The organism is Rickettsia rickettsii, from assembly GCF_001951015.1.
GTDB lineage: Bacteria > Pseudomonadota > Alphaproteobacteria > Rickettsiales > Rickettsiaceae > Rickettsia > Rickettsia rickettsii.
Genome location: NZ_CP018914.1, coordinates 1,139,577 through 1,156,139 on the forward strand (window position 1 = coordinate 1,139,577; position 16,563 = coordinate 1,156,139).

The window sequence follows — 16,563 nt, forward strand, 5'->3', positions numbered from 1 at the left end:
CAGCCGTAGACTGCGTGGCAATCTCATAAAATAATAACAAACTCCCAATATTACGCACGTACAATTGCTACGCAATTTCCTCGCAATGACGATACCAGCAAACTACCCCTTCAAACTCTCTACCACAAAATGCATAATACTGCCGTGCTTTATATAATTTATCTCATTATCCGTAAATATTTGCAATATTAAATCGATTGTTCTTATTGCACCGGTTTGTTTTTGTATCACGCATTTAACAGGATGATAAGAGCTTATATTCTCGCTTAAGCCTGTAATGTCAATAGTTTCTGAACCGTCTAACTTTAAATCTAATCTTGTATTATTGCCGGTAAAAGTGAGCGGTAAAATACCCATACCTACTAAATTTGATCGATGTATTCGCTCAAAGCTCTCGGCAATCACTGCCTTTACACCAAGCAAACCAGGTCCTTTTGCTGCCCAGTCTCTAGATGAGCCGCTGCCATATTCTTTACCTGCAAAAATCACTACCGATACATCATGAGCTTTGTAGTCCATAGCTGCATCGTAGATAGTTTGCTGCGTGCCGTTTAACTGGTTTATGGTAAACCCGCCTTCTACACCTTTACACATCTCATTTTTTATACGAATATTAGCAAATGTGCCACGCATCATTACTTCATGATTTCCTCTACGTGATCCGTAAGAGTTGAAATCTAGAGGCTCTATATGATGGTCCGTTAAATATTTAGCAGCAGGGCTGGTTTTACTAATACTACCTGCCGGCGAAATATGATCGGTAGTAATAGAATCACCGAGAATTGCTAGAATTTTTGCAGATTTTATATCTTGTATATTATTCTTGCTGCCTATATCCTTAAAATAAGGCGGATTATTAATATAGGTGCTATTCTTATTCCAGTTATAAGTAGAACTATTAGTAACCTGTAAATCTTTCCACTCTGTCGTTCCGCTAAATATATCAGAATATTTTTCTATAAACATAGAGGAATTAATTGAATTTGCAATAACTTCATCTATCTCTTCTTTTCTTGGCCAAAGATCTTTTAAATAAATATTTTCTCCTATGGGCATATTTGTTAGATCTATATTAAGAGTGCCGCTAAGTGCATATGCTACGACTAAAATAGGCGAACCGAGATAGCTTGCTTTAGTAAGCGGATTAATTCGCCCTTCAAAATTCCTATTACCAGATAAAACAGAAGCAACAACTAACCCGTTTTTGTTAATAGTTTCCTCTATTTCTGGATTGAGAGGTCCGGAATTACCGATGCAAGTAGTGCAGCCGTAACCTACTAGATTAAACCCTAATTCATCTAAATATTTATCAAGACCACTAAGCTTCAAATATTCCGTTACGACTTTTGAACCAGGAGCAAGAGAAGTTTTAACCCAAGGTTTTACCTTTAACCCGTGTTCTAGTGCTTTTTTAGCAAGAAGTGCTGCACCAATCATAACCGAAGGATTAGAAGTATTAGTACAGCTAGTAATTGCTGCAATTACCACATCGCCGTTACCAATTTCGTAATTCTGATTTGCTACGGCATATTTTTTATCAATGTCTTTATTTTCTAAAGCAAAATTCGGTAATTCATATTTAAAATTACTTGCTACATCATTTAAGTTTACTCGATCTTGCGGACGTTTTGGACCGGCAAGTGAACTATGTACCATAGATAAATCTAGCTCTAAAACCTCAGTATATTCTACCGCATGTTCAAAATCATACCAAAGATTCTGCTCGGTTGCGTATTGCTCTACTAATCTGATTTGCGTTTTTTCTCTACCTGTTAGCTCTAGATATTTTATAGTTTCTTGATCAATCGGGAAAAAGCTGCAAGTAGCACCGTATTCAGGCGACATATTAGAAATAGTAGCACGATCGGCAATCATTAGGTTTTTAAGACCCTCACCGAAAAACTCGACAAATTTACCTACTACTTTCTTTTTCCGCAACATCTCGGTAACGGTTAAAACTAAATCAGTTGCGGTAGCTATACCTGTTAATTTTCCTGTTAGTTTTACCCCAATTACCTCTGGCAGAATCATAGTAAGAGGTTGACCTAGCATGGCAGCTTCTGCCTCTATTCCGCCGACTCCCCAACCAAGCACCGATAAACCGTTTACCATAGTTGTATGGCTATCCGTTCCAACTAAACTATCAGGATAAAGGGTGCCGTCTTTATGCCACACGACTTTTGCTAAATATTCTAAATTTACCTGATGACAAATACCCGTACCCGGCGGCACTACTTTAAAATTATTAAATGCTTGCTGCCCCCATTTAAGAAATGCATAACGCTCTATATTACGTTTCATTTCCATTTGAACATTTTTATTGAATGAATCCTTAGCTGCATAAGAATCAACGCTTACGGAATGGTCTATTACCAAATCAACAGGAATAAGCGGGTTAATTTTTAACGGATCACCTCCTATTTTCTTCATCGCATCACGCATAGCCGCCAAATCTACAATAGCAGGCACACCAGTAAAGTCCTGCATCAAAACTCTTGCCGGCATAAAATCTATTTCCGCATCAGATTTTTTAGTTTTTAGCCATTCTTTAAATAAAAGTAAGCTTTGCTTTGAACCATTAGAACGTAATACATTCTCAAATAATACTCTTAAACTATATGGAAGCTTTTTTAAGGGAAGATCTACATCGCTTGCCGCTTTATTTATATCGTAAATTTTGTATGAAGTATTATCAACTGATAACTCTTGTATATATTCTGAATTATGTACTTCTGACATTTGTTTCTCACTTGATTATGTGGAATAAACATCATCATTGCGAGCAGCCGTAGAACTGCTTGGCAATCTCAGGAAGTTTGACAAGATTGCCGCGTCACCTCTCGCTCCTCACAATGACGGAAAAAAGCCTTGCAATGACATTAAAATAACCTTATCCCAAAACGTAGATTTTTCAAACAAATTAATGTTGATCTGATAAAGTTTTTTGAAGATCGAGAAGCTTAGTTGCTATTTCCGCTTCACTTAAATTCGTAACGTTAATAGCCGTTTCCGTAGCTATATTAATATAATTTGCCGTTACTTCGGTTACACCGCCGGAAATAAGATAAGTGTTTTCGGATTTATGCATATCATCTATATAAACCTGCACTAAACCGGCTTTTAAACTAACAATCATCGGAACGTGACTCGGCAGCACTCCAAACATACCCTCCTCACCCGACATTGTTACTATTTTAGCTTGCTTTTCCAATGCAATACTTAAAGGAGTAATTATTTTGACTAGAATTGTTGCGTTCATAGAATAATATAGTAAAATTACTACGTCATTCCCGCCTACGCGGGAATGACATCAACGTCACTTCAACGTTTGCGCCTTCTTTATAGCCTCGTCTATAGTTCCGACCATATAAAAAGCAGCTTCCGGTAAATCATCGTATTTACCCTCTACAAGTCCTTTAAAGCCTGCTATAGTATCAGCTAGATTAACAAACTTGCCTGCAGCTCCGGTAAATACTTCAGCGACATGGAAAGGCTGCGATAAGAAACGCTGTATTTTTCTAGCACGTGCCACGGTTAGTTTATCTTCTTCGGATAGCTCATCCATACCTAAAATAGTGATAATATCCTGCAACGATTTATAAGTTTGTAAAACCTGCTGCACTTGTCTTGCTACACTATAATGTTCTTCACCAACAATCATCGGATCAAGTACCTGCGAATTACTATCTAACGGATCAACTGCCGGATAAATCCCAAACTCAGCTATCTGACGACTAAGTACCGTTGTAGCATCTAAATGTGCAAAAGAAGTAGCAGGAGCAGGATCAGTTAAATCATCCGCCGGTACATATATAGCCTGCACGGAAGTTATTGAGCCGTGCTTAGTAGAGGTGATACGCTCTTGTAGTTCGCCCATATCGGTTGCAAGAGTAGGCTGATACCCTACCGCTGACGGAATCCTACCGAGTAACGCCGATACTTCAGAACCTGCTTGAGTAAAACGGAAAATATTATCTACAAAAAACAAAACATCTTGCCCTTCATTCATATCTCTAAAACTCTCGGCAATGGTCAGACCGCTTAACGCAACTCTTGCCCTTGCTCCCGGCGGCTCGTTCATTTGTCCATAAACTAAAGCTACTTTTGATTTTTCAGGCTCTGCAAGGTTAATAACACCCGAGTCAATCATTTCATGATAAAGATCATTACCTTCTCTAGTTCTCTCACCAACTCCTGCAAATACCGTATAACCGCCGTGTGCTTTAGCTACGTTATTAATAAGCTCCATTATAAGCACGGTTTTACCGACTCCTGCACCACCGAATAGTCCTATTTTACCGCCTTTAGTATAAGGAGCAAGTAAATCAATAACTTTAATACCGGTTACTAATATATTACGCTCGGTTGACTGATTGGTAAAATCAGGAGCAGGCTTATATATAGAAGAAATATTTGAGCTTTTAATGTCTCCTTTACCGTCAATCGGCTCACCTACAACATTCATAATACGCCCAAGCGTCTCAGTACCTACAGGAATACGAATAGGACTGCCTGTATCTATTACTTCTACGCCCCGCACTAACCCTTCCATAGAATCCATAGCAATACAACGCACTGTATCATCACCTATATGTTGTGCTACTTCCAGGACTACCCTTCGTGTATCGTTATAGCACTCTAGAGCATTTAAAATTTCCGGTAACTTACCGTTATTCGTAAATTTTACATCCACCACCGCTGAAATAATCTGAGTAATTTTTCCAATATTTTTTGTCATGATTTTTTCTTTTGTTAAAAAATATAATACAAATAAAATGAAGAACAGATAGACGCAGTTTAATGTGGAAAAGAGCAAGGCGTTTCATATTTTTTGACAGCGTATATACTAGTACGTGAGGATCAAAAAATATGAAACAACGACGCCAATTTTTCAAATTAAACGAGTATATCTAAACCGCTTCTGAACCGGCTATAATCTCTATTAATTCCGTAGTAATAATAGCCTGTCTTGATCTATTTAGCTTTAAAACTAACTTGCTTATTAAATCATTAGCATTATTTGTTGCATTTTCCATAGCAGTCATTCTAGCTCCCTCCTCACTTGCTCTACTTTGTAGTAAAGCATAATTTATTTGGGAATTCACATATAAATTAATGAGATTAGAAATGAGATTTTCTCCCTCATATTCATAATTATAGTCAATTGATTTGGACTCGCCTACTATGTCACTCGTCGCGCTCCTATTATTTATAGGCTTCGCTCCTCGTTCCTTGTATCCGAATCCGACTAAATTAACTATAGGATTATCTATCATAGAATCATCCTGATATTTTGCTACTGGTAAAATCTGTTGTCTAGTCATAATTTGAGTCATTGCGTTCTTAAATTTATTAAAATATATAACACAATTACTAACTTCTAGATTTTCTACTGCCGACATAATTTTTTGTTTTACTTGTAGCATCAGATTTTCATCATGAATTTTGGGTAACTCAAAATAACTATCAATATAATTTACATATTGCCTTTTTAGTGCTTCGTAACCTTTTTTTCCAATAATGATAAGTTTTATTTGTTCGCCTTTATTTTCTAACTCTTTAATATCATTCTTAACTTGCTGAATTATACTGTAATTAAACGTTCCGCATAAACCACGCTGTGATGTCATAACTATCAATAAATTTGCTTTATTCGGCACGGTATTAAAAAATTTCTGCTCTTCTATAGATAACTCATACATATCAATTGATAATATAGCAGACATCATTTTACTAACAGCCTCAATATAAAAATTTGAATTGGCTATTTGACTCTTTATTTTTGCCATTTTAGAAGCTGATACTAGTTGCATTGCTTTAGTAATCTTTTGTGTAGATTTAACGCTTTTAATTCTAGTTCTTAACTGCTTTAAATTTGACATATTTATTTAGTATTTTTATGTCATTGCGAGGAACGAAACTTTGTTGCAATCTCAGGCAACATTCCTGAGATTGCCACGCTCCTTTCAGTCACTCGCAATGACGATTTAGTATCCACACAAAAACAACATCATCTTATTTAACAAATTCCTTAACGAAGTTTTCTAAAAATGCTTTCAGTTTCTGCTCGGTTTCTTCGGTTATACATTGCTCGTTTTTTATTGATTCCAAAATATCTTTTTTATTTAACCTTATCTCCGTAAGCATTTTATCTTCAAATTCTTTTACTTTCTGAAGCGGGACATCATTTAAATATTTCTTAGTGCCGACATAAATACTTACTATTTGTTCTTCTACCGGAAAAGGATTATATTGAGCTTGTTTTAATATCTCAACTAATCTTTTACCGTGATCGATTTGTGCTTTAGTGGCAGGGTCTAAATCTGATCCAAATTGCGAGAAAGACTCAAGCTCTCTAAATTGAGCAAGCTCTAACTTTACCGAACCTGCTACCTGCTTCATAGCCTTTATTTGTGCTGCAGAACCAACACGGCTTACCGAAATACCGACATTAACGGCAGGTCTTACACCTTTATAAAATAGCTCACTTTCTAAGAAAATTTGACCGTCGGTAATCGAAATAACATTTGTTGGGATATATGCGGATACATCACCTGCCTGCGTTTCGATTATAGGAAGAGCAGTAAGTGAACCGCTGCCTTTTTCCTCTGACATTTTAGCAGCACGCTCAAGCAACCTTGAATGCAGGTAGAACACGTCGCCGGGATAGGCTTCTCGCCCGGGAGGTCTTCTAAGTAATAATGAGATTTGTCTATATGCAACGGCATGCTTACTTAAATCATCATAAATAATAAGTGCGTGCATGCCGTTATCACGAAAATATTCGCCCATACTACAGGCAGAATAAGGGGCAATGAATTGAAGAGCTGCAGCTTCCGAAGCAGTAGCCGAAACAATGAGTGTATAGTCCATGGCTCCGGCATCTTCTAGTTTTTTTACTATTTGTGCAACACTTGATCTTTTCTGCCCAATAGCTACATAAATACAATAAATTTTATCACTTTCATTAGTAAGTGAATGAGCTTGTTTTTGATTAATAATAGTATCAACGGCTATAGCTGTTTTTCCAGTTTGCCTATCACCGATTATTAACTCTCTTTGTCCTCTACCTATTGGGATTAACGAATCTATAGCCTTTATTCCGGTTTGTACGGGTTCACTCACGCTCGTTCTTTCTATTATCCCCGGAGCCTTCATCTCGATATGTCTGTACTCTTTACTTGCAATATCGCCTTTGCCGTCAATAGGATTACCTAGAGCATCAACAACACGACCAAGCAAAGCTTTTCCTACCGGTACTTCTAAAACTTCTTTAGTTCTTTTGACATTATCACCTTGCTGTACTTGGTTATCATCCCCCATAATTACAACACCGACACTATCGTTTTCCAAGTTTAAAACAAGGCCCTTAACACCGGATTTAAATTCTACTACTTCACCGGATTTTACATTAGCAAGACCGTAAATTTGGGCTATACCGTCACCGACGGTTATTACCTGCCCTACTTCCTCAAGCTCACTTAAGCAATTAATATTAGCTATTTCCTTTTGTAATATTTCAGCTACTTCAATAGGCTTTAGTTTCATGTGGTTTATGTCTCCTAATTTTCTTGTCATTGCGAACGAGCATTGCCCGTGTGGACACCGAGTCGTCATTGCGAGCAGCCGTAGGCCTCGTGGCAATCTCATAAAATATCCTGAGATTGCTTTGTCAATTACTTCGTAATTTCCTCGCAATGACTATATAAATATCTATACAGCAATATTAACTGTCTTTAAAGCTTTCGTTATTTTCTCTAAACTACCTTTTATTGAGTAATCTTGCAACATACTATCATATTTAATTACAATACCGCCAATAATAGTATTATCTATATCAAATAATATTTCTGTTTTTTGATTTAATTCTTTTTCTATACGAGATTTAATCCACTCCTGCTCTTTAGGTTGTAACTTATTTGCAGAAATAACCTGAACTATCTTTATGTTTTTACTTTCATATAGTAAAGTATTATAAGCATCTACTATATTAGATAAAATAGCAGTACGCGAATTTTTTACCAATAACAATAAAAAATTTTGTACTATTGTGCTAATTTTGATATTTTTTGCTAATGAATTAACTGCGTTAATTTTGTCGTTCTTATTTACTATAGGAGAAAATAGGAACTCTCTAATATCAAAATTATCGGTAATTATACGGTTTATAGAAGTAATTTCTTCAAAGATCTTATCTTGTATATTATCAACTATAGCGTTATTAAATAACGCTACTGCATAATTCTTGATTAAATTACCTTTGTTCATTTTCTTAATTTATATCTCCGAAGTAAAATGAAACGTATATACGAAGATCAACTTCAACAAGAGCAAGGAGTGTCTATAAGGCGAGGAGCGGAGCATATACTTAATACGTGAGCACCACAGCTCTTATAAGACGACGTAGCCAATTTTTGAAGTTCATCGAGTATTATATATGTATTGCCCTATCATAAGCAGAGAATACTGATTCATGCATCATTTCCGATAAAGTCGGATGCGGGAAGATAGTGTTAATTAAATCCAACTCCGTTCCTTCTAAATTTTTTGAAACCACATATCCTTGTATTAATTCCGTAACTTCCGAGCCTATCATATGAGCTCCAAGCAACTCACCCGTCTTAGCATCAAATATAGTTTTAATTAAGCCATCGCTATCACCGCTTACTAAAGCCTTACCGTTAGCTATAAAAGGAAATCTGCCTATTTTAAGTTTATAACCTAAGGTTGTTGCTGCTTCTTCAGTCAAACCGACGCTTGCTATTTGCGGCGAAGAATAAGTACAACCAGGAATATTATGTTTATTAATAGTATGCGGTTTTAAGCCCGCTATGCTTTCCGCTGCAATAATACCTTCATGGCTTGCTTTATGAGCTAAACAAGGTACTCCTGCTACATCGCCTATAGCATAAATTCCTGATACCGCAGTTTGCATTAACCCGTTAGTAGTTATATAGCCGTTTTCTACTTTAATTTTTGTTTTCTCAAGACCTAAATTTTCCGTATTAGCTGTAATACCTACTGCCATAAGTAAAATTTCAGCTTGTAATTTTTGTGTTTTATCTGCTAACTCTAACTCAACTTCTATCTTATCTTTTGATTTTGTTTGCTTAATTAACTTAGCATTTGTAATAATTTTTATACCTTTCTTCTCAAAGTTCTTATGAGCGATTCCGCTAATTTCCATATCTTCAGCAGGCAATATTCTATTATGTGCCTCAATTACTGTAACATCCACACCAATACTATTATAAAACGAAGCGAATTCTATACCGATTGCACCTGAGCCGACAATAATCATAGATTTCGGCACATGCTGAGGTATCATAGCTTCTTTAGAAGTCCAAATTTGTTTACCGTCAGGCTTAAAGCCTTTTAAAACCCTAGATCTTGCGCCGGTAGCTATAATAATATTTCCTGCTTTTACTGTAGGTTTATCATTTATATTTATTACCTTATTTCCTGCAAGACTTGCTACTCCGTCTATCACGGTCACTTTGTTTTTTTTCAGTAGTAATTTAACACCGCCTGCAAGCTTATTTGAAATCTCTCTTGAGCGTTCGACTATTTTCTTAATGTTGATTTCAGCACCTTTAGCATCAATTCCATAATCTTTAGCATGTTTTATATATTCAAAAACCTCAGCAGATTTAAGCAGGGATTTAGTCGGTATACACCCCCAATTAAGACATACCCCACCCAAATGCTCTTTTTCTATTAATACAACTTTTTTCTTTAATTGTGCTGCTCTAATTGCTGCAACATACCCACCTGGACCACCGCCTATAACGGCTACATCATATTGTTCCATTTTATTTTTATTTTGTTAGTTTGTTTGTTATGAACATTAACGTCATTGCGATGAGATGCACAGCATCGACACAGCAATCTCAGGAATCATACACTATCTCCTGAGATTGCTACGCTCCTTTCAGTCGCTTGCAATGACGAAAATGGAAATGACACTAGAGTATACTACTCTTCAGCATCCATCTATTCTTTTCATGCACCTTAATTCGTCCAATAATCATATCGGCTGTACCCTCATCGCCCTCTGCTTGTGCTACTTTGAGTCCCTTATATAAGGTATCTCTAATAATATCTTGATCTTTTGTTAGACTTTTAAGCATTTCATTTGCCGTTGCGTTTAGATTTGCCTCATCTATAGATGCAAGTTTTATTAAATCTGATAATGCGGGAACTTTAGCATTTAAACTTCTTATTCTTTCAGCAAGCTCATCTAAGCTTTCAGCTAAATCTTCATACTGCCCCTCAAATAATAAATGTAGACTTCTAAACTCTGCTCCTTCTACATTCCAATGATAATTTTGTGTTTTAAAATATAAAGCATAGCTATCTGCTAAAATTTGTTCTAAAGCTTTTACTACTTGCATAATACCCTTAAATTTCTATGAACTTTTTGACTTTATAACATTTCTTTAGATACTTCAAGCGATATTGAAATTTATATAATTTACCTAATTGCAATTATTATATATTAATTATTAATTTTTGTTAATAATTTCTTGACTATCAAATAAGTACTGCTGATTATGCCCTTCAATTTTAAAAATCCAAAGGAATAGCAAAATGATACATCAATTAACTTCATTTTTAACCACTGTGGCAAGCATTACTATAACAGTAAGAGCAACAATTGGAGATCAAGAATATAATATGCTTCAAATAGGATATAACGGAGAAAATTATTATATAGATCCTACTACAAAAAATTTAATTGTATCGAATTGTCCTAAAAACAATATGGCAGCGATGGAGTATAGCAAAGGAATTGAATTATTAAATAACGATATAATGATAATGGAGACAATATACGAGATTATATATTAAAAAAAACAAGGTGATAATACTTTTATGTATGAGGAAGCATTGATGAAAATATGTCAAGAAAATTTTCGTTATTATTTTGATCCACACAATTATACTAAAATTTAAAACCCTACTATTGAGTATATACTTAATACTGCAGCAACTAATAACCCTATTACTATAGGTTATAGTAAAGGGTGCAAAATATTTGAGGTACTTAAAGGAAATAATTTGAATGGAATTTATTCAGAAATAAAGGATTTAATATCTAACCCGATATCTAGCACTACTCAAGGTACTAACACAATAGAAAACTTATTAGAACTCATAACAAAAGACTTATCTGAAATAGCAGCTAATCCGATTAATAACACAATAACAAGCTCTACTGACGAAATTTCTGAATCAATCTTTTCCGATAACACCGAAAGTTAGACTGAAACGGGAATAAATTTAATTAATAACACCGTAGCAAACCTTACTAATACTGCTTTCAATACAACTTACAACTTTCAAGAAAATATGTTTGATGAGAGTGATAATGATAATTCCTTAGTTGCTCAATATATAAGCATTGGCACAGCTGTAGTTGCCTCCATAGCTGTTATAATAGGTGTAGGGGTAACTTGGGTATGTTAGAAATAAAAACGCAACAAAAGCTAAATTAAAACAATATATTGATGAAATTGAAGCTGAAAAACTTGCTGCTGAAATTAATGAAGATGTTACTACTGAAAATAACACTCTACTTGATAATGATCATGCTGTGGTAGATATGACCGGAGTCTCCTATGAAGAAGAAGGTACTTTAGTATAGATAACCTAGAGTATTGCTTTTTAATCAACAACCAATAGCAAATTCACTGTTGGTTGTTCCTCGAAAATAAAAATTGAGATTTATTTCAATTCTTGATTTATCAATTCTTTTAGCTTTTCTTTCGCTGCTTCTTTAGAACGTTGCCCTGCATAAGAATAATAATTTTTATTATCTTCAATGAAATGTACAAAGAAAACTGTTCTGTCATTTTTTTGTAGCCAACCTATAAACCATCCAATTTTACGATCCTTTAACTTTACAGTTCTATCTTGGCTAAGTTTATTACCACTACCTGTTTTACCGTAACGCTTCCAACAATCTACAAAATCTTCAATAAACAAAATATTTTTAGTCATTTCTTGGGCTTGAACACTTACAGGCAATTTATTCTCTGCTAGTTTCTGAAGAAAAGCTAATTGTTCTTACGGTGAAATTTCTAAAGAACTAGAAAGCCATACATTAGTTAAACAGTTATTCTTGCCTTTATCTCCTCCTGAAATATCACGATTACCATAATCACATTATGTTACATAATCACGAAATTTTTCAATACCTAATTCTTTAGTAATAATCTGAGAATACCAAACACAGCTATTCTTCATCCAATCTTTAGGTGTTTGGGATTGTTTCCAAACTTCAAGATAGTCAGCATATCCTGCTTTAACAGGTAATTTTGGATGAGTTTCATCAATTAAAAACCCATCATCATAACCCATTAAACTTATAGCAATTTTAAATGTTGAGCATGGAGCATAACGAGACTCACAATTACCTTCTTGTTTTATAATTTTCATTAACTAAAAAACAATCCGCTTGAGTTATAAAAGTTATAGTAAGTGATATTAGGGCAGTGAGATATAAAATAATTTTTTTCATAGGTTAAAATAAAAATAGGTGGTTTTGTTGTATGATACCGATGTCATGCCCGCGGAAGCGGGAATCCAGGGTGCACGATAAATCGAACTTTTAATTTTTAAAATTTGCTGTATTGCTGCTTTTTTCCTGGATTCCCGCTTCCGCGGGCATGACATAGAAAACAGGGAATGACATCGGCTTAAACTAATTATACAGTTTAGTAAATTTCCTGCGATTGATCTTCCTTACTCGGTACATAATCAAAAATATCATTATTATCTTGATTATCAATCATATATTCATTCTCAAGCATCTGAACATTATTTACTTTAAATGCTTCTATAACAGTACCGCTTGGTGTAATTTTACCAGTTGCTCTATCTACGGGAATTAGCTTAATTGAATCTGGAACTTTGAAAGGCAGCGATGGCTTATCCTTATAAGCATTACTCATAAAATCAATAAAAATCGGTAATACTACGTTTGAGCCTGTTGCTCTTTTTCCAAGCTCTTTCGGTGTATCATAACCCACATAACTGCCGACTACTATTGTGGGTGTAAAACCTACAAACCATGTATCTTTACTATTGTTACTAGTACCGGTTTTTCCGCCGATAATTTTCCCTAACTTCTTCGCAGCATAACCGGTACCTCTATCTATTGCTCCGGTTAAAAACGAAGTAATTTGATAATCACTAGCTTCATCCGTAACTCTATAGATATATTCTTTCGGTATTTCTAATATTGCGGTATCTAAATTACTATCCGAAACATTACAAGCAAGACATTCTCTATCATCTCGCCTATAAATAATTTTACCGTTACGATCTTTAATTAATTCTACAAAATGAGGCTCAACTTTTTTACCGCCGTTAGCAATAATTGCATAAGCATTAGTCATTCTGCTAAGTGTGGTTTCAATTGAACCAAGTACCATAGAATAAACTTTTTTTGGTTCATTATTAATACCGAAACGCTTAATTATATCAACGATTTTTGTAAGTCCTACGGCAGTTGCAACTCTTACTGTTATAAGATTACGAGATTTTTCAAGACCAGTACGCATAGTGATTTCACCTAAAAACTTACCCTCATAATTTTTAGGACGCCAACTAGGCATCCCTGGACCTTGCGAAATCTCAATAGGTCCATCATTAAAAATCTGATTCGGCTTAACACCGTTTTCAAGAGCTGCTAAATAAACAAAGGTTTTACTCAAAGAACCGGGTTGACGCAGTGCTTGAGTTACTCTATCAAATTTACTTGTGGAAAAATCATAACCGCCAACGCTTGCAAGTACCTGTCCGGTATTTGGGTTCATAACCATAATAGCACCGTTTACTTCAGGAATCTGACGAAGAGCATACCCCTCTTTTATAGCCTCAACCACTATCACATCACCTTTTTTAAGCAAGGTCTTAACTGATTTAAGATTACTTCTTGCCCATTTCATTTCAGCAATAGGCATCTTAGATTTGCTGCCGTCTATAAGTCCAATCTCTACATGATTATCGGCTACATCTAGAACTACAGCTAATTTATACTCTAAAAGCGATGGAGGAGTCGGTAGTTTTTTTAGCTCTCCTTGCCAATTATCAAGAGAAATATTAGCTATAGGCTTTCTAAAACCACGCCTTCTATCAAACTCCCTTAGACCTTTTCTTAGAGAGTTTTCAGCTAATTGCTGCATCTTTGCATCTAAAGAAGTAATGATAGTAAGACCTCCGGTATAAAATTCTTCCTGACTATTTAACATCCTAATTACTTCTTCTCTGACCTGTGCAGCATAATAATCTGCTGTAACAGTTTCTTCCTTAGCTCGTTTACGTAAAACTATCGGGCTATCCATAGCTTCTTTCGCAGCATCTCTTGTTATATAACCATCTTCAAACATACGTGCTATTACGTAATCACGACGAGCTTTTACTCTAGCATAGTTTCTCTCAGGATTAAGTTCGGAAGGGGCTTTAGGCAGTGCCGCAATAAAAGCTGATTCTGCAATAGTAAGTTCCTCTACGGATTTATTAAAATAATTTTGTGCAGCTACCGCAACACCGTATGCACCACGACCAAAAAATGTTTGATTAAGATATAATTCTAAAATTTGATCCTTAGTAAATACTCTTGAAATCATATAAGAAAGAATCGCTTCTTTAATCTTACGTTCAAGAGAAACTTCGTTAGTTAGCAGAAAATTTTTAACCACTTGCTGAGTAATGGTAGACGCTCCTTCCATACGCCTATTATGTAAATAATTAGATATGTTTAAAAATGCCGCTCTAACTATTCCAAACAAATCAACGCCGGGATGGTTATAGAAATTCTTATCCTCAGCTGCAATAAAACTTTCTATTAGCGAACTCGGTACGCTATTAATCGGTACAAACACACGACGTTCAAAAGCGTACTCCTCCATTAATTTGCCGTCACGGGAATAAATACGCGTTACCGACGGCGGATAATAACGTGCAAGCTGTGAGTAATCAGGCAAATCACGTGAATAGTGGTATATTATATAAGCAGTAATCCCGCAACCTACTAAAATAAGGAAGACAAAAATTTTTAAACAAAAAAGAAGAGATTTATACATGACTTATAATATTTCGCCGGTTAAACTATTAAGTGAAGCCTTAGTAATTTTTACATCAATGATTTTACCAAGTAAAGACTTATTAGGGTTTTGGATATATACGGACTGCATGTATGGAGTTTTACCTATTATCTGGTCGTCGAATTTACCATTGCGATCAAATAGAACTTTCATAGTACTACCAACACAACTTGTATTAAAAGCTAGTTGCTGAGCCATGAGTTCTTGTTGTAATATAGTTAATCTCTCTGATTTTATATGTTCAGGTATTTGGTCGGTTCTAGTTGCACCAGGTGTGCCGGGACGTGGGCTATATTTAAACGAATAACACTGACCGTATTTTACTCTACGGACCAAATCTAATGTATCTTCAAAATCTTCATCTGTTTCACCGGGAAACCCGACAATAAAATCAGAGGATAAAACGATATCAGGCCTTGCTTCTCTTAAGCGATTAATTATATCAAAATAATATTCCCGATCATGTTTGCGGTTCATGGCTTTTAATATTTTATTTGAACCTGACTGCACCGGTAGATGTAGAAACGGCATTAATTTAGGTTCGGTGCCGTACAGCTTTATTAGATCATTATTCATATCTATCGGGTGTGAGGTGGTATAACGTAATCTCTCTAAATTGGGAATTTGTGCTAGATGTTTGAGTAAATCGGCTAGACTAAATATTTTATCTGCAGGACCTTTACCGTGATATGCATTGACATTTTGTCCAAGTAACATAATTTCTTTAGCACCGCTACTAACTACTTTTAGTGCTTCTCTGTAAACCTGCTCTACATTTCTTGAAAATTCAGCACCTCTAGTATAAGGTACTACGCAGAAAGTACAAAATTTATCGCACCCTTCCTGTACCGATATAAAGGCACTTGTTCCTTGCGGATATAATTGCTCAGGTAGCTGATCAAATTTTGCTTCTTCAACAAAATCAAGATCGATTAAGTGTTTTTCATGTCTAACGACTTTTGAGATTAATTCCGGTAGGTTATAATAAGATTGCGGACCGACAACAATATCAACATAAGGAGTTCTTGTAAAAATCTCCTCCCCTTCCGCCTGTGCAACACAACCAGCTACAACTATTATTGCAGAACTTAAACCTTGTTTTGTTCTGGTATCTTGTAGTTTCTTAATACGACCGAGTTCAGAATAAGTTTTCTCAGCTGCTTTCTCTCTGATATGACAAGTATTTAGAATAATAACATCTGCTTCTTCAATATTTTCAGTAGGTTCATAGCCAAAGGGATAAAGCAAATCCTGCATCTTAATGGAATCATAAACATTCATCTGACATCCGTAGGTCTTAATATAAAGCTTCTTACTCATAATTTTATATATATATATCTTTAAACTAAAAGCCTAGTATACGAAGATCAAATTCAAAAAGAGCGAGGAGTTCACAAGGCAAGATGAGCTGCGTATAACGTAATACGCGAGAACCGAAGCTCTTGTAGAA

Annotated in this window: 14 protein-coding genes; 2 read left to right on the top strand and 12 right to left on the bottom strand. The window is 35.3% G+C overall.

Going from position 1 to position 16,563, the window contains the following annotated elements; all coding sequences use genetic code 11:
- Nucleotides 1–102: 102 nt before the first annotated feature.
- The 8 genes from acnA to BTU51_RS06955 all read right to left on the bottom strand — a co-directional run bounded on the left by acnA (nt 103) and on the right by BTU51_RS06955 (nt 10,394).
- A complete protein-coding gene (acnA, locus tag BTU51_RS06920; protein WP_012151341.1) occupies nt 103–2,739 on the bottom strand; it encodes an aconitate hydratase AcnA in 2,637 nt (878 codons plus the stop codon).
- Between the two features lie 181 nt (nt 2,740–2,920).
- Complete coding sequence (locus BTU51_RS06925; protein WP_012151342.1) at nt 2,921–3,259, bottom strand: F0F1 ATP synthase subunit epsilon; 339 nt, start codon at nt 3,257–3,259, stop codon at nt 2,921–2,923.
- A 57-nt stretch (nt 3,260–3,316) separates the two neighbouring features.
- Nucleotides 3,317–4,738 carry a F0F1 ATP synthase subunit beta gene (gene atpD, locus BTU51_RS06930; protein WP_012151343.1) on the bottom strand — a complete coding sequence of 474 codons (1,422 nt, stop codon included), beginning with the start codon at nt 4,736–4,738 and terminating at the stop codon, nt 3,317–3,319.
- Between the two features lie 172 nt (nt 4,739–4,910).
- A complete protein-coding gene (atpG, locus tag BTU51_RS06935; RefSeq protein WP_012151344.1) occupies nt 4,911–5,882 on the bottom strand; it encodes an ATP synthase F1 subunit gamma in 972 nt (323 codons plus the stop codon).
- Between the two features lie 133 nt (nt 5,883–6,015).
- Nucleotides 6,016–7,548 carry a F0F1 ATP synthase subunit alpha gene (gene atpA, locus BTU51_RS06940; RefSeq protein WP_012151345.1) on the bottom strand — a complete coding sequence of 511 codons (1,533 nt, stop codon included), beginning with the start codon at nt 7,546–7,548 and terminating at the stop codon, nt 6,016–6,018.
- A gap of 165 nt (nt 7,549–7,713) precedes the next feature.
- The gene (atpH, locus tag BTU51_RS06945) at nt 7,714–8,268 is read right to left on the bottom strand and encodes an ATP synthase F1 subunit delta (protein WP_012151346.1); all 555 of its coding nucleotides are present in this window, start codon (nt 8,266–8,268) and stop codon (nt 7,714–7,716) included.
- Between the two features lie 163 nt (nt 8,269–8,431).
- Entirely contained in the window at nt 8,432–9,811 is a 1,380-nt protein-coding gene (gene lpdA / locus BTU51_RS06950) for a dihydrolipoyl dehydrogenase (protein ID WP_012262607.1), read from the bottom strand.
- A 154-nt stretch (nt 9,812–9,965) separates the two neighbouring features.
- A complete protein-coding gene (locus BTU51_RS06955; protein WP_012151348.1) occupies nt 9,966–10,394 on the bottom strand; it encodes a Dps family protein in 429 nt (142 codons plus the stop codon).
- A gap of 196 nt (nt 10,395–10,590) precedes the next feature.
- Between BTU51_RS06955 and BTU51_RS06960 the strand changes: the two genes are divergently transcribed.
- Both BTU51_RS06960 and BTU51_RS06965 read left to right on the top strand, forming a co-directional pair.
- Complete coding sequence (locus BTU51_RS06960; RefSeq protein ID WP_012151349.1) at nt 10,591–10,851, top strand: hypothetical protein; 261 nt, start codon at nt 10,591–10,593, stop codon at nt 10,849–10,851.
- 210 nt (nt 10,852–11,061) lie between these two features.
- On the top strand, nt 11,062–11,265 hold the full coding sequence (locus BTU51_RS06965; protein WP_012151350.1) for a hypothetical protein: 204 nt from the start codon (nt 11,062–11,064) through the stop codon (nt 11,263–11,265).
- Nucleotides 11,266–11,727: 462 nt separating this feature from the next.
- On the opposite strand, the gene BTU51_RS09535 is transcribed toward BTU51_RS06965, so the two are convergent.
- The 4 genes from BTU51_RS09535 to miaB form a co-directional block, all read right to left on the bottom strand.
- Entirely contained in the window at nt 11,728–12,003 is a 276-nt protein-coding gene (locus BTU51_RS09535; protein WP_196218320.1) for a penicillin-binding transpeptidase domain-containing protein, read from the bottom strand.
- Between the two features lie 165 nt (nt 12,004–12,168).
- Nucleotides 12,169–12,441, bottom strand: coding sequence for a penicillin-binding transpeptidase domain-containing protein (locus tag BTU51_RS09540; protein WP_012151353.1), 273 nt, complete (start codon nt 12,439–12,441; stop codon nt 12,169–12,171).
- A gap of 278 nt (nt 12,442–12,719) precedes the next feature.
- Nucleotides 12,720–15,092 (bottom strand): penicillin-binding protein 1A, encoded by a 2,373-nt coding sequence (locus BTU51_RS06980; protein ID WP_012151354.1) that lies wholly within the window; start codon nt 15,090–15,092, stop codon nt 12,720–12,722.
- Between the two features lie 3 nt (nt 15,093–15,095).
- Nucleotides 15,096–16,433 (bottom strand): tRNA (N6-isopentenyl adenosine(37)-C2)-methylthiotransferase MiaB, encoded by a 1,338-nt coding sequence (miaB, locus tag BTU51_RS06985; RefSeq protein WP_012151355.1) that lies wholly within the window; start codon nt 16,431–16,433, stop codon nt 15,096–15,098.
- Nucleotides 16,434–16,563: the final 130 nt, after the last annotated feature.

Coding starts and splice junctions, on each gene's coding strand:
- acnA (WP_012151341.1), bottom strand. CDS start 2,739: ATGTCAGAAGTACATAATTCAGAATATATACAAGAGTTATCAGTTGAT.
- BTU51_RS06925 (WP_012151342.1), bottom strand. CDS start 3,259: ATGAACGCAACAATTCTAGTCAAAATAATTACTCCTTTAAGTATTGCA.
- atpD (WP_012151343.1), bottom strand. CDS start 4,738: ATGACAAAAAATATTGGAAAAATTACTCAGATTATTTCAGCGGTGGTG.
- atpG (WP_012151344.1), bottom strand. CDS start 5,882: ATGTCAAATTTAAAGCAGTTAAGAACTAGAATTAAAAGCGTTAAATCT.
- atpA (WP_012151345.1), bottom strand. CDS start 7,548: ATGAAACTAAAGCCTATTGAAGTAGCTGAAATATTACAAAAGGAAATA.
- atpH (WP_012151346.1), bottom strand. CDS start 8,268: ATGAACAAAGGTAATTTAATCAAGAATTATGCAGTAGCGTTATTTAAT.
- lpdA (WP_012262607.1), bottom strand. CDS start 9,811: ATGGAACAATATGATGTAGCCGTTATAGGCGGTGGTCCAGGTGGGTAT.
- BTU51_RS06955 (WP_012151348.1), bottom strand. CDS start 10,394: ATGCAAGTAGTAAAAGCTTTAGAACAAATTTTAGCAGATAGCTATGCT.
- BTU51_RS06960 (WP_012151349.1), top strand. CDS start 10,591: ATGATACATCAATTAACTTCATTTTTAACCACTGTGGCAAGCATTACT.
- BTU51_RS09535 (WP_196218320.1), bottom strand. CDS start 12,003: ATGACTAAAAATATTTTGTTTATTGAAGATTTTGTAGATTGTTGGAAG.
- BTU51_RS09540 (WP_012151353.1), bottom strand. CDS start 12,441: ATGAAAATTATAAAACAAGAAGGTAATTGTGAGTCTCGTTATGCTCCA.
- BTU51_RS06980 (WP_012151354.1), bottom strand. CDS start 15,092: ATGTATAAATCTCTTCTTTTTTGTTTAAAAATTTTTGTCTTCCTTATT.
- miaB (WP_012151355.1), bottom strand. CDS start 16,433: ATGAGTAAGAAGCTTTATATTAAGACCTACGGATGTCAGATGAATGTT.